We start from the raw sequence: 14,600 nt of genomic DNA, 5'->3' as shown, positions 1-14,600 counted from the left end.
TGGGGTCTTTTCGTCCCGCAGCAGGTAACCGGCATCTTCACCGGTATTGCATTTTCACCGGGCTCCTCCCCGAGACAGTTTCCCAGTCGTTACACCTTTCGTGCGCGTCGGAACTTACCCGACAAGGAATTGCGCTCACAATTGTTACTTCCTACTATTTAGTAGGAGGCATGTCCATTTCTGACATGCTCTCTATGTCGCCATAGAGGTCGGACTATATCTTCAATGCATATTAGAATGCAAAGTCTAGCGTATAGTCTCTGAGGATTCTAGGAACGTTTTTTCTTCCGATTCATTAAACTAATATCCTTCACAATTTTTTCCCATCCTGCCTTTTGCAGATGTTCTTTGTTTCTCATACATCTAATGACTTCCTTAAAAATAACGAAATCATTTTTCTTGTATGTTCGTAATGGGTATTGCTCAAAGAATGGAATAATTACTTTATCCAATTCAACGATTGATCTTACGCAATAGCGATATAAATGCTCATTATGGTTATCATATCGTTTATTCAATATAATACTGCCACATCCAAAATAATTTTGAATATCCTGTAAGGATTGTAAGCTTTTACTGCTTTGTGTAACAACGAATTCCGGAAAAATTTGCTTTCCATATCGTGTCGTTGAATTTTTGATAAGCGCGACAGAGAAGCAACCTTCTCCGTCAGTAAATCCACTTATCCAATAAGCCGTTCCTAACCTTTCCTGCTGATTGTCTGCACCAGATGCATTTTCACTTGGCATATACATTATATTCTATGGTCGTATATTGCCATAGTAGCACTGGATTCTTGAAGATTTTATCCACAGATGTCCCAGCATATGGCTAGATTTTACTAAGGCAAGCAATTCACCTTAGGACCGTTATAGTTACGGCCGACATTGACGGGGGCTTCGGGCACCAGCCATAAGGGCGAACCCCCATGACATCCTCCGTTAACCTTCCCGCATTGGTCAGGTGTCACCCCCTATACATCCTCTTACGAGTTCGCAGGGAGCTGTGTTTTTGGTAAACAGTCGCCAGGAAGACTTTAGCTGCGGCCATGGTTTTATCCACGGCAGACCTTATTCCTAAGTTACGGTCGCTTTTTTGCCGAGTTCCTTAGGGAGGAATCACCCGTTCACCTTAGGCTTCTCGCCCTGCCCACCTGTGTTGGTTTTGGTACGGTTTTATATAGATTAAGCTTAGAAGGTTTTCCTGGAGGAGCTCTCCATACTATTTCCTTCCCCGAGAGGAAGAATTTTCACAACGCATTGGTTTTCCCGATTTGCATCAGGACGTTCCCCGGATTTACCTAAGGAACACCTCCGCGCAATGAACGCGAATCCAATAACACGCAGTATGTACGCCTCCCCGTCACTCCATCGCATCTATACAAAGGGACGGAATATTAACCGTCTGTCCATCAGCTCCGGCTTTCGCCATCGCCTAAGGCCCGCCTCACCCTTGGCTGATCTCCATTGCCAAGGAAACCTTGGGCTTTCGGTGTGGAGGAATCTCACCTCCATTGTGGTTACTTGTGCCAACATTCTCACTTCCGTACGCTCCACCGCCCCTCACGGATACGGCTTCATTGCGAACGAAACGCTCTCCTACCACACATGAGCTTCATGGAAGAGGGAAACATTACTATGCTTCCCTGAAAAAACTTGCGAGGAAGGATTTAAACCTTCAATCTCCAAACCAACATTGGTCGGATGCTCTACCATTGAGCTACTCGCAATTAGAGTTCTATGTTACTTCTTCCATGAAGCTCACGTGTTCGCACCTTCGGTGGTATGTTTAGCCCCGATTATTTTCGGCGCAAGGACTCTCGACGAGTGGGCTATTACGCACTCTTTAAAGGATGGCTGCTTCTAAGCCAACCTCCTCGCTGTTTATGAGGCCTTACTTCCTTGTAACACTTAACATACACTTAGGGACCTTAGATGGCGATCTGGGCTGTTTCCCTTTCGACCAGTGGAGCTTAGCCCCCACAGTCTGACTACTTCATACTTTTAACACGCGGTATTCGGAGTTTGATTGGAGAGCCGAGCTTGCGCCCTTTGCACCCCATCCAGTAGCTCTACCCCCGCGTAATATGAAGCGCTAGCCCTAAAGCTATTTCGGAGAGAACCAGCTATTACTAGGTTCGATTAGCTTTTCACTCCTTACCACAGCTCATCCGATGGTTTTGCACCACCAACCGGTTCGGGCCTCCTCTTAGTTTTACCTAAGGTTCACCCTGGCCATGGCAAGCTCACCTAGCTTCGGGTCTATCATGTACCCTCGCCCTAATTTGCATTAGGGCATGCGCGCTATTAACACTTGGTTTCCCTGCGCCTCCGGACCGTAAGCCCTTAGACAAAGGATACACAATAACTCGTTGGCTCATTCTTCAATAGGCACACCGTCACCCGGTATCCGAAGATACCAAGGCTCCGATTCCTTGTAAGCGTATGGTTTCAGGTACTATTTCACTGCCCTCACCGGGCTACTTTTCACCTTTCCCTCACGGTACTAGTTCACTATCGATCTTTGAGAGTATTTAGCCTTAGCGGTTAGTTCCGCCAGATTCCCCCGACGCAACCTTTTGTCGAAGTACTCAAGAAGAGCATCAAGGAGTGTAGTATTTATTTCGCGTACGGGACTATTACCCTCTATGGTGGGGCTTCCCAGCCTCCTTCCACTATAAATACTATCTTACTTACCTCCCTTTAACTGAATAAACGATACTCCCTTACAACCCCGGTAAATTACGAATAATTGACCGGTTTGGGCTTTTCCCTTTTCGCTCGCCGCTACTAAGGGAATAACAATTGTTCTCTTTTCCTCCAGGTACTGAGATGTTTCACTTCCCTGGGTTTACTCTCTATGAACATTCATAGAGTATCTCGGCATTACCCGAGATGGGTTTCCCCATTCGGAGATCCCCGGATCAAAGCTTGCTAGGCAGCTCCCCGAGGCTTATCGCAGCCACACTACGTCCTTCATCGTCTCTCAAAGTCAAGGCATTCACCATACGCCCTTATGGACATCATTAAAAAACTTGTATGTGTCCACCTTATTTATACTTTGCTTAACTCGTGTTTAAAAATAAAAGCGATACTTTTAAACTGATAATTTCGTTGGCAAAATTATCTTTGAATAAAACAAAGCATAAACAAATTCATTACTTGCTTCATGTCTTTTATTTCAATGTTAATGTTCGTTCCATTCAGAAAAATCACCCCGCCGGAAACGAGGCATCTTAGGCACTACAAGAGTTCCCAAGCTATCCCTTTCCGACTTTTGTGATAATAATATATCGTATCATGCGTTTCTCCAGTATATAGAAGGATGTAAGATAAGTCAACGCTCGCCGCACATTTCGTGAATTATCATGCCTTTCATGCATTAAACTGAAAAAGGACCGTATTTACAGGCTTTTTCAAGAAAAAATCCCGGCGTAGCGTCGGGATTTTTTTCATTTACAATCTAAGATGTTTATTTTTTGTTGTGCGTAATGTCACTTCGAAGCCGCTCAAGAAATTGCGCGGCGACATCCTTGCCTCCAAGACCAAACGCGAGACCGCCCCCTATCGCCACCATAGCAATAAAACCGGTGAACAATGTCTGCACAAAAGGACCGGCAACACCAAGCTGATAAAGAGCCGCCAAAATGGCAAACACCCATATAGACCAACGCGTAACACCCCCTAAAAAAGCAGCTGACGGAAGACCTGCCGCCTGCGCTGATCCGCGCACAACACGCTGTAATACATCAGCAAGTAAAGCGGCGGCTACCAAGATAATAGAAGCTACAATAACGTTTGGAATATAAAGAAGTACGATATCTCGAAGGAACGTTGTAACTTCGGTAAGTCCAAGCACATCAACCGATGCCATTAAGAACACGATGATAAAAAACCATTTTACCAATTCTCCCACAAAAGCACCGGAGTCAAGTTTGAATCCTGCTTGTGTTACCACCTCCTTGGCACCCAAACCTTCAAGCGCCATATCAACTTTAAGCGCGCGTATAACCTGCATAACAAGACGCCCTAAAGCAACGGCAATAACCCAACCAATAATGAAAATTATAAGGGCGACAATGAGGCGTGGCACAAAACCGACAACGCCAATCCACAATGTTTGCATTGAACTAATAAGCACTTCCCCCCATGTTTGTACTAGCATGTAATATGTTTTTTATTATGAATAAAGAAAACTCTGACCTTTTATAAATTCTAGATAGATGCCGTATTTTTATACAACACAATAATTGACAAAAGTATATGTTAGTATTCTACCATAAGGACTATTCTCTTTGCAGTCAGTGCTGTGGATAAAATCCTATATTTCTTAATTATTCTATTGTTCCCAACTGCTTTAAGAGCGCTTCCGCCTGTGCTCTAAGCTGATCGATTTGCTGTTGAAGAGAATTGGATGATTGTTGAGGTTGAGGAACTCCTCCACTCCCTACAAGCGCATGTATTTGTTTTCGGGTAGATGGTCCGAAGTAACCCGTTCCTTTACTAAGGCCAACCGGCAAAAGAATTTGTGTCGTGTATGCTTCCTGGAAACGAGCGACGGCGGCATTAGTAAGAGAGCCGAAGTAATCTGTTTCACTTCCGGGCGCACCGGGACCGGTTACTGATACGGTAAATCCATTTGTATTTAGGAATTTTTGAAGTTGGAGTACGTCTTCTCCCCTGCTTCCTATAGTAAGATCGCGTGTGAAGGAGTAACCTTCTGCAGAAATTACCGGTGGAAGTGGTACTAATATTTGATCTTCGACAAGCTCATTTAACTTAGCGCGCGTACTCGGCCCAACAAGACCCCTATCCCCCGAGGGTATACCGGAAAGATACCGCTCCTGAAAGCGCGCCACCGCATCACGCGTAAGTACGCCGAAATAAGATGTTTCATTACCAGGAGATCCAGGACCGGTTGATGTAATAGTAAATCCAATCTTGTTGAGAAAAATTTGAAGCTGTTTAACCTCTTCACCAACAGAATCTAACTGCAAAGGAAGGGTAAAGCGGTACGAAAACTGAAAAGTATTTCCTGATGGCGCCGCTACTATTACATTTTTTGTTTTTTCTTCCGTTATTTTTTTAATGATTTGATCTTCGGAAAGATCTCCAAGACGCGTAGCTCCGGTTCCCGAATGACGAATGTCCGAAGTGCGAAGCGCATAATCAAGTGAGTATATGGCATAATAATATGCCGTCCCCGGTATGAGATTGGTATCGGTAAACTCTTCATCAGTTCCCTCATAAATAATAGTACCGTCATCAATTGAACTTGGAGGAGCATTTTCGTTACGAATTACGCGCACACGGACAAAGCTGACATCCGTGGGATTTTTCCATGTAAGTACAACCTGGTCCGGACCGCCATATGCTATAAAATTCGCAGGCGGCAACACCGGCGTAAATCCACCGCTTCCGCCTCCACCCCCACCGCTTCCACCTCCATTTGACGATCCACCACTTTGGCTTTTCGCAGATAATGAATAAGTAGCACCGGTAGCTGATGTAAGAACATCAACCACATTGGAAACCACGTTCGTGTCATCACTTACTCCCGGAGTAAAATTAAAAAACAGGGAAGCCGTGCCGGCATTTTTTACAATAAACTTTGCCGTAGCAAGAACTTCGGCACCGCTACTAGTAAATTTGGACCCCCCTGCCGTTAGTTGTGAGAAATCAATGATGCCCGCCTGCGTGTCTGCTATATTTTGTACCGTATTAGACATAAGAGATCCCGCCGTAATTTGCGTACCACTCTGTGTCATATCAATATCAACGAGCTCCAACAGAGCGGGATCATACCGAAGATAACGAAAGTCAACACCATCTACACCAATACCGTTTGTATCAAGATAAATTGTCGCCGTAAATGTATCGTCCACCGTATAGGATCCGGAGCTAGGTGTTATGGATAATGTTGCGGCACCTGCAATAAACGGAAATACAGCAATAGCAATGACTGCCATACTTATTTGTCCTATATTGCGCTTCATTAATGTAATCTTTTGCATATTAATTGCCTACTAACCCCCAGTTTCTATTCATAAAACTAAAGTCGATTGAATTTACAACGCCGTCCCTATTTAAGTCGGCGGCAAGATCCGATCCAAACCAACGCGTATTCATAAACGACCAGTCAAACGAGTTAATAATACCGTCATTATTTAAATCTCCTCCGCGAAGTTGCGGTAAGGTAATAGTGCTATCCGAAGAAATAACAACATCTTTAACAAACCTTCTAAGGTATCCGGGGGTTTTTAAAAGAAGATTATATGTTCCCTCCAAAAGATTGGAGACCAGAGTTGAGAGAGGAACTTCATTTTGCACGTCCGGTTGAGCAGTAATTGTAAACAATGTCGTACTACTTGTGCGTTGAATAATATCCACTGTAAAGTCTCTTGCAGAAACAACATTACCCTCCACACTAGGAGCCAGTTTTGCCCCCGAGGCAAAAATAGCAATCGTAAGATTATCTTCCGCACTCCACCCATCAGTATCAGAGCCAATACCGCCAGCAGTATCATAATTAACCTGCCACCAATTAAGATTATCCGCATAAAGAGGACCGCCGACAACAGTTCCCAACGTGCCATCCGGCTGATTAATAAGTCGTGAAGAGGACAAGCTTGCCGAATCATATACATCCGCTCCACTACCCGAAGAAGACTGGACTGCTACACGATCATTGGTTTTAAACTTATTACTTGGCGGAGGTAGTACATCAAGCCGAAATGTAGTGGTGCGCGTTTTACCATCTCCCACACCCGTTACCGTTATGGTACTAGGACCAATCGGAGTAGTTGGAAGAGCTGTTATAGTGAGTATCGAAGAACATCCCGGGTCACAACTTGTCGGCACAAAAGTACCCGTCGTATCCGCAGGAAGTCCTGAAACAGAAAACGAAACTGATTTTGTGGTACCTGATACAAGATTTGCCGTTATAGTATTTGTGATAGATCCTCCCCTGGTTACTCCTTTATCTCCTCCGTTGGATAACGAGAAATCGAATGGTGGTGGAGGGTTATTAAGAATATCAACGGTTATACCACCGCTTATCGTCATGTTTCCCGCCGCATCACGCGCTCGTGCCGTAAGAATATGAGAACCGTCGCTCGTCAACGTCGTATCCCAAGAAATACCATATGGTGAAACGGTATCTTCCGCCCCTATATTTGAACCGTCCAATAAAAACTGAACACCAACGATGCCCACATTATCTACCGCATTCGCTGAAACAGGGATTACGCCCGCAACAGTATCATTACTTGCCGGTGATGTTATGGAGATACTAGGAACAATGGTATCGATAGTTATATCTTCAGCACTATTTGAATATGCAGATATATTACCTGCGGCATCGACAGCTCGCACCCGATACCGATATGTCGTATTTGCAGAAAGACCAGTATCGGAATAGTTTGTTACGATTGGCGTAGCTATTTGTACAAAACTGGAACAACCGCTCCCTTGGCACCGTTCTACACGATACCCTGTCACACCAACATTATCGGATGACGCACTCCACGCAAGATCAATACGTGACACGGAAGCGGCTATGGCTGTCAATGCTCCAGGAGCAGACGGCGGAGTTGTGTCAGCGGGTGCCAGTGTAATGAAATTCACATTATTAGAAACAAGCGATACATTACTCTGCGCATCTTGCGAACGCAGTACGGCATAATAGCGCGTGGAAGAATTAAGCCCCGCAATAACATATGTCTGAGTTGTTCCAGGAGAGGCAGGCGCCGGCTCTCCCGTAACAACGGTGGCAGATCCAAAATTAAGATCCGTAATGGGAGATGTTGAATAGCGAATATCGTAACCGGCAACAGCACCACCGCCCGGCAGATCCAATGGAGCAGACCAACTTACCGTTGCGGATGTTGTAGTAATACTTCCCGCTGAAAAATCGGAAACAGTATTGGGAGGTGTTGTATCAGGAAGTGCCTGCGTGGTAAATGTGCGATTAAGCGAAGTGGCTAAATTCCCTGCCGCGTCACGAGAAAGCACACGATAGTTGTATGTTGTAGAGGGAGAAAGTCCCGATAATACGACATTATGAGATGTTACAAGAGAAGAACCGCGAGAAGATACTGATCCATATGAGGTAGTAATACCGTATTCAACTTGGGAGTCCGCGGCCTCATTTGTGGTCCATGCAATACCTGCTCCTGAAGTGGTTATGTTCGAAGATGTAATAGCTGATATAGTAGGAGGTGTTGTGTCCGGAGCGGAGATTATCCCAACAGAAAGCGTGCTCTCCACCGGAGAGGATTTTCCATCCGTAACACGTAAAATCCAATTATATGTTGATCCTGCTGTTCCCACGCCGTAGGTAAAAACCGCATCTTGTACGGCGCCCGTGCCGGTAGAAAATTGAATTTCCGAACCTCCGTTAATGGTGTAGAACCATGTCCACGTTAATGCATCCCCATTGGAATCGGATGCCGATCCGGAATATGTAACCGTAGTACCTTCATAATATTGGATTCCCGCCGTCCCCGGATCTACATCCACGACATTTGTTGAGATAGCCGAAACGGACGGCGGACTGTTAGTAGTGGTAAACGTATAACTTCCATTTGTAACCGATGTTAAAAGATCTGATCCACCAGATGCAACATTCGAGTCCGACGTAACCCCTGGAACGTGATTAAATGTAAGCGCACCGGTACCAGCTCCTACCACAGTAAAACGAACGGTGGCGAGTGTTTGATTTGCGGAATTTGAAAACACCGCCCCGCCAGATGGAACTTGGGAAAAAGAAATCCTACCGGCGGTATTATCGGCGATATTAGTAGGCGTATTTGGCATCAACGAACCCGGTGCAATCTGAACACCTGCAACGCCCGTATTTTCGTCAATTACCTGAAGGAGTGCGGGATTAAAATTTAAATATCGTATATCAACGCCATCAGCTGTACTTCCTTCTGTATTAACCTGAACCTGAACCGTTACCGTACCTCCAACCGTAAAAGAACCCGTTGCGGGAGAAACAGATAGTGTTGCTGCTGACGCAAGAAAGGGACTCGCGAAGATTATAATTGATACGATAAAAGACTTTTTAAGACACATAGCAATCTAATTTAGGTTCCCCTTCTTTTTTAATATAACTCCTTAGTATTACTGCACCATTCCCAACTGTTGAAGCAATGCATTTACCTGCTCTTGTAGTTGCTGAATTTGCTGTTGAAGAGAATTGGATGATTGTTGAGGTTGAGGAACTCCTCCACTCCCTACAAGCGCGTGTATTTGTTTTCGGGTGGATGGTCCGAAGTAACCCGTTCCTTTACTAAGGCCAACCGGCAAAAGAATTTGTGTCGTGTATGCTTCCTGGAAACGAGCGACGGCGGCATTAGTAAGAGAGCCGAAGTAATCTGTTTCACTTCCGGGCGCACCGGGACCGGTTACTGATACGGTAAATCCATTTGTATTTAGGAATTTTTGAAGTTGGAGTACGTCTTCTCCCCTGCTTCCTATGGTAAGATCGCGTGTGAAGGAGTAAGAAGGGCTAGACGTAAGCAACTGTCCGTCAGATGTCAGAATGGAAAACGATGCGTTTGTAACTCCGGAAAGAATATCCGTTCCATTTACCGCAACATTACTATCACGCGTATTACCGAGAGTATGGAGAATGGTAAGAGGCGCTATTCCGGAAGCAATCGCACGAAATGATATAGTAGCGAATAATTGTGGTTCATTGTTAGAAAACGGCTGTCCTGCATATGCTAATTGTGCAAAACGAACTTTGTTATTTTCTATAATGTTAAGAGGGACTTCCGGCATGAGAGAGCCTGGCATAATTTGAACACCGTTTTGGGAAGAGTTATTATCAACAACGGATAGTAAATCAGCCGGATAGGTCAGCTCAAGATCAACGGCTGCAATATCTATGCTTTCCGTATTAAGATACACATTCACCGAAAATTCATCCCCTATAGTATATGTTCCCGATACGGGAGAAAGAGAAAGAGTTGCGGCAAAAACCGACATTGGCAAAAACATACTCACTGCAATGAGAACATACCGAACTATGTTGTTTATAAAAAAATTACCCATAAAAAGCACTATTGAACTTTCTTATTCCAATTTTTATTAAGCAAACCAAAATCAACGGAATTTACTATTCCATCTCCATTAATATCTGCGATAGGATCTCCGCTAAACCACCGATCCCGTAAAAACTCCCAATCTTCCTTGTTATTTTCACCGTCCCCCGTTACATCTGTTTCGTTTGGAGCCGCCACCGCTATGGGAGTATGCGGCAACGTATTCTGAATTTGTGTTGTAAGATTCGAGACAATTTCCTGCAGAGATCCCAGTAGGGACGCCATTTCAGCATAATTCTTCGGCTGTTCCGCAAGCATAAAGAGTGGTGCCGCAAGCATTACCGCAAATATATACACCATAAATCGTTTCATAGGTTTATAGTACATAATATTACTCTAATAAAAAATGATAACCTTCCGTACCTGTGGATATATATGCATATATTCTCTTAGGATATAATGATTACGTACTTCGTATATCCTATCGTACCCTCCCCCAATTCCCATTCATCAGACTAAAGTCTATGGAGTTTACAATACCATCGGTATTAAGATCCGATTGTGTATTTGAGGTAAACCATTGGGAAGACATAATACTCCAATCCAAAGAGTTTACGGTACCGTCAGAGTTGATGTCGCCTATGAGGGATTGGAGTGCGCCAGTATATTCATCAGCCCCAACATCGGCCATAATTCCTTGTGGCCTTGTATCACCATCATAATCGGTAGGTACATTTATATGCGTAAGAGCATTATTAATAGCGAGTGTTGCAGAGCTTGTAAGATGTAAGTTTCCTATGGCTGGATTAACAAACCAGTTTGATTGTGCATTGGTGACATTACCGGAGACTATTCCGGTTGCACCGTTTAAAGCAGTAATATTTGCATCAGTTAAATTATACCGCACTTCAGTACCTGTTGTTTGTGGATAGCGATATTCAATTGCATTAGGGTATGTACCAGAAAGAATCACGGTATTGTTGAGTACTTTAGTATTCGGTGAGTCAGCTACGTGAATACCAACATCGCCCGACTGACTGCTTGATCGATAAAAGAAGTTATTACGAATTATACCACCAGAGTGATCGGCACGACCAGATTGATCAATAAGACCATAAGAAATACCGCGGTGGGTATTTAAGAATACATTATTTTCAGTGATGGTATTTTGCGAGGTATTCCACATAAGGATTGCAGGGCCGGCAAGGCCGGTGATTGTTCTGATATTACGGAACGTATTGTTTCTAATGAGCCAGTTCTTACCGGAGTGCACGTCAACGCCGTTGGTGTACGTATCAGGTGCAAATGTAGAGTATTCCATAATTGAACACTCTACAATACCGTTATCAACGCCTTCAGTACCAACAATAAGTGGATTGTTCTTAATGAATTGATCACCAATGTCTATCATACGAACATTATGCCATTTGGGAGCTTCGACTCTGCCGTTCATAATGAATGCGTGTTCGGTGAAATCTCTGATAGTGAAGTCGGCAAAGGTAATGTTTGAGATGTTGTCTCCCCAGAAACCGAAGTTGAGACCACTTGTCATAGTACCGCCGTCTATAATGACGTCGCTTCGGTTACCGGTGGTGCTACGAAAGGTAATGTTTGAGATACCTTGGGGAATGAAGAGCGTGTCGGTGAGGTTGTAGGTGCCGGAGGCAATCATGATGGTGGTGTTTGAGTTGAGGTTTGCTACCGCGTTTCGGAGTTGCGCGACGGTTGAGACGTTGACTACTGTGTTATTTGGTGCGGGGAGTGGGGTGCAGGCAGACGGAAGTACTGCTAAATTATTGACGGTAACCGGAATACTTAACGAAAGCATTGTATTCCCGACAAGATCAGTTGCCTCTGCGGTGAGCGCGTATGAGCCGTTAGTTACCGTGGTGGTGTCCCAAGTGATAGAGTATGGTGCGGTGGTGTCTTCTGCTCCAAGATTGGCTCCATTGAGGAGAAATTGGACGCCAGAGATTCCGATGTTATCAAAGGCACTTGCTAAGATAGTGATCGTGTTGGAAACCGTTGCACTATTGATTGGTTGTGTGAGGGAGACAGTGGGAGCTGTGGTGTCCCCCGAACCACCACCTATGGTAAATGAATACGCAATAACGCCCGGTGTCGGTCCGGACAACATCCTCGGGAGATATGCGTATACCATGTTTGTTGTTGGGTCGAAGCTACTATTCCCCATTTCATTACTCGATGTATTAATTGGTTTTGGAAAAATACCTCTCTCGTATGGTCGCGGATCCCAGGGATTAATTGCATTAATGATATCGCTCATGTCAAACAGCCAGTAGTACCAATAGTTGTCGGCGGCTTCATATGAACCATACCCACCATACGTTGTTCCTTGATCGTTAGTACATTTATAGCATATGCCGCTGTTATGGCCGCCAGAGTTCCCGAGCACGGCATAGGTACGTGTCCCGGGGACAATAAAACCGTAACTTGCTTTAGTGAGATGCGTCCATAAGTCATTCGTAAGGCTTGTATTCGAGAGATCTGAATGAATCGGGTTGGTAAGATTAAAATCCATCCACCGTGTCATGCTTTGCAAATTTGACGGATTGAACGTAAACAACGATGGCCCCACAGAAAGCCGCCCAATAATCGGCCAACCACTTGACCCTCCGGCGATGTGCGTATGGCCGCCGAGTATTGGTTGCCATTCGGCAGGAATTGGCGATGTCCAGTTTGCAGTGTGAGAACCGTAGCCAGAATTGTAATACCCTTGCACAGGAGTGGTGGCTAAATTATCTGGATTAGCAATAACAAAAAGAGATTCAGGGACAGTATGCCCCGCATCATAGTAATTCATTGCGTTACCAATAAGTGTGCCGTTAACATATTCAATGCCAACGATGGTATCAATTGCGGCCGGTATAGGAACACCATTAAGTACATCGGCGAAATTTTGCTGGACTGTTGCTGTTGGGAGTAAGGCGGGATTTGTTGCTAAGCCGAGACCTGGGTTGTTTACTTGTGCAATATAATCGCCATAAGTATGTCCAAATGTAAAAAATCGATTATTGTCCCAATCGTAGGCCATCGCGCCATCTGTATAAGAGAATAGTGAATTACCATCAGATCCGTACTGCCCACTTGGCATCTTAAACCCGCCTTCATAGACAAAATCTGAAAGCCGTAAAAGCGGCAACGTCGTCGGATCATTACTCTCGGGAGTTGTTGCGGTTTGCATGTTTGAATAGTTTGATGTATTACCGGCACCGTCTACTGAACGCACGCGGTAACGGTAGGTTGTCTCGGGAGTGAGGCTGTTGTCGGCATGGATGGTGCCGGTTGGAGAGGCAACGAGTGTTGTTGGTGTACAGCTTGTGCCTTGGCAACGATAAAGTTCGTAGTGTGAGAGACCGGATCCGCCGGTGTCAAAGGAGGCGTTCCATGACAGAAAGGTTTGTATTGCTGATTGCGCGGTTGCAGAGAAACCGGTTGGTGTTGATGGGGCTTGCGTGTCTAGCGCAAGGGTTGTTGCTTGGATAATCGTTGATTGGGGTGATTCATTACCGGTGGTATCAATAGCCGCAATCATATAGCGATAGGTTGTGTTAGCAGAAAGTCCCGTATCAGAATATGTTTGGGTAAATTGCCCTAAGCTTGTCGAAAGGGTTATTTGTGTAATGGGAGTACAGCCACTCCCTGAACAGCGATAAATTTTGTATCCCGTTACGCCTACGTTATCTATACTTGCATTCCAAGAAAGATTAATCTGCGTGGATGATTGCGCAGTTGCGGTAAGATTTGTTGGCATTGAAGGAGCCTCCGTATCAGAGACACCAGTGTAGTTATAAAGTGCGGTGATATCTGTTTGGGCAAGTGCACGATTGTAGATACGAACGTCATCAATGAGGCCGTCCCACTTCCCATAGCCATCAGGGTTGCGTGCAATGTTTACACCAACAATATTACTAGTATCCAGAGTTCCTGTTTTTGATGTGCTTCCCACTTCTGCTCCATTCAGATACAGCTTCATAGTGGAGCCGTCATAGCGAGCTATGACATGATACCAGGTGTTTGGTGAGAGATTACCGGAAGATGCAATAAGCGTGTTTGTAGTACCATTTGTTTTTAACCGAAAGCGAAGTTTTATTCCTCCATTATCTATAATAGAGAGCATCCAATAATGATCTTGTTCTGCAGTTCCTATTGATTTTGAAATAACACGCGCATCGCTTGGTAAAAAGGTATCTCCTCGAATCCATGCGGATAGTGTTAACGCGCTACCAGATACATTGAGTGTGTTGAGGTTTATGTAATCATCGCTCCCATCAAAACTTAACGCACCCCCTACCTTCCCCACCCCCCATACAGGACCATTCGTAAGCGTCCCGTTATTGCCCAACCCGCTTGAATCTCCTGCTACCGTTCCTGATCCTTCATCAAACTTCCAATGCCCAACTAATCCTGATGTAATATCTTGAGCAGAAGCAAACGAAAAACTTAAAGTAAAAAACGTAAAACTAAAGCACAAAAAAAGAAGGAACATTCCTATTATGTTTTGTCTTACATTGCTGTTTTCCATAAT

At 44.6% G+C, this 14,600-nt stretch carries 6 protein-coding genes and 1 rRNA gene (1 of these 7 running past the window's edge); all 7 read right to left on the bottom strand.

Annotation, left to right across the window (positions count from 1 at the left end):
• Positions 1 to 3,018: ribosomal RNA gene (locus COU90_02320) — 23S ribosomal RNA — on the bottom strand; it reaches 1,105 nt to the left of the window's first position.
• 453 nt (positions 3,019 to 3,471) lie between these two features.
• The gene (locus tag COU90_02315; protein ID PJE64653.1) at positions 3,472 to 4,164 is read right to left on the bottom strand and encodes a hypothetical protein; all 693 of its coding nucleotides are present in this window, start codon (positions 4,162 to 4,164) and stop codon (positions 3,472 to 3,474) included.
• A gap of 169 nt (positions 4,165 to 4,333) precedes the next feature.
• Complete coding sequence (locus tag COU90_02310) at positions 4,334 to 6,013, bottom strand: hypothetical protein (protein ID PJE64652.1); 1,680 nt, start codon at positions 6,011 to 6,013, stop codon at positions 4,334 to 4,336.
• Between the two features lies 1 nt (position 6,014).
• Complete coding sequence (locus COU90_02305; protein PJE64651.1) at positions 6,015 to 9,077, bottom strand: hypothetical protein; 3,063 nt, start codon at positions 9,075 to 9,077, stop codon at positions 6,015 to 6,017.
• 48 nt (positions 9,078 to 9,125) lie between these two features.
• Positions 9,126 to 10,070, bottom strand: a complete 945-nt coding sequence (locus tag COU90_02300; GenBank protein PJE64650.1) for a hypothetical protein — start codon at positions 10,068 to 10,070, stop codon at positions 9,126 to 9,128.
• Complete coding sequence (locus tag COU90_02295) at positions 10,070 to 10,423, bottom strand: hypothetical protein (GenBank protein ID PJE64649.1); 354 nt, start codon at positions 10,421 to 10,423, stop codon at positions 10,070 to 10,072. The genes COU90_02300 and COU90_02295 overlap by 1 nt, the downstream gene beginning before the upstream one ends.
• A 109-nt stretch (positions 10,424 to 10,532) precedes the next feature.
• Positions 10,533 to 14,597, bottom strand: coding sequence for a hypothetical protein (locus tag COU90_02290; protein ID PJE64648.1), 4,065 nt, complete (start codon positions 14,595 to 14,597; stop codon positions 10,533 to 10,535).
• Positions 14,598 to 14,600: the final 3 nt, after the last annotated feature.

This window comes from Candidatus Ryanbacteria bacterium CG10_big_fil_rev_8_21_14_0_10_43_42, assembly GCA_002793915.1.
Taxonomy (GTDB): Bacteria; Patescibacteriota; Minisyncoccia; order Ryanbacterales; family 2-02-FULL-48-12; genus 1-14-0-10-43-42.
This window is presented reverse-complemented; position numbering and strand designations above follow the sequence as displayed.

Coding starts and splice junctions, on each gene's coding strand:
- COU90_02310 (PJE64652.1), bottom strand. CDS start 6,013: ATGCAAAAGATTACATTAATGAAGCGCAATATAGGACAAATAAGTATG.
- COU90_02295 (PJE64649.1), bottom strand. CDS start 10,423: ATGAAACGATTTATGGTGTATATATTTGCGGTAATGCTTGCGGCACCA.
- COU90_02305 (PJE64651.1), bottom strand. CDS start 9,077: ATGTGTCTTAAAAAGTCTTTTATCGTATCAATTATAATCTTCGCGAGT.
- COU90_02315 (PJE64653.1), bottom strand. CDS start 4,164: ATGCTAGTACAAACATGGGGGGAAGTGCTTATTAGTTCAATGCAAACA.
- COU90_02290 (PJE64648.1), bottom strand. CDS start 14,597: ATGGAAAACAGCAATGTAAGACAAAACATAATAGGAATGTTCCTTCTT.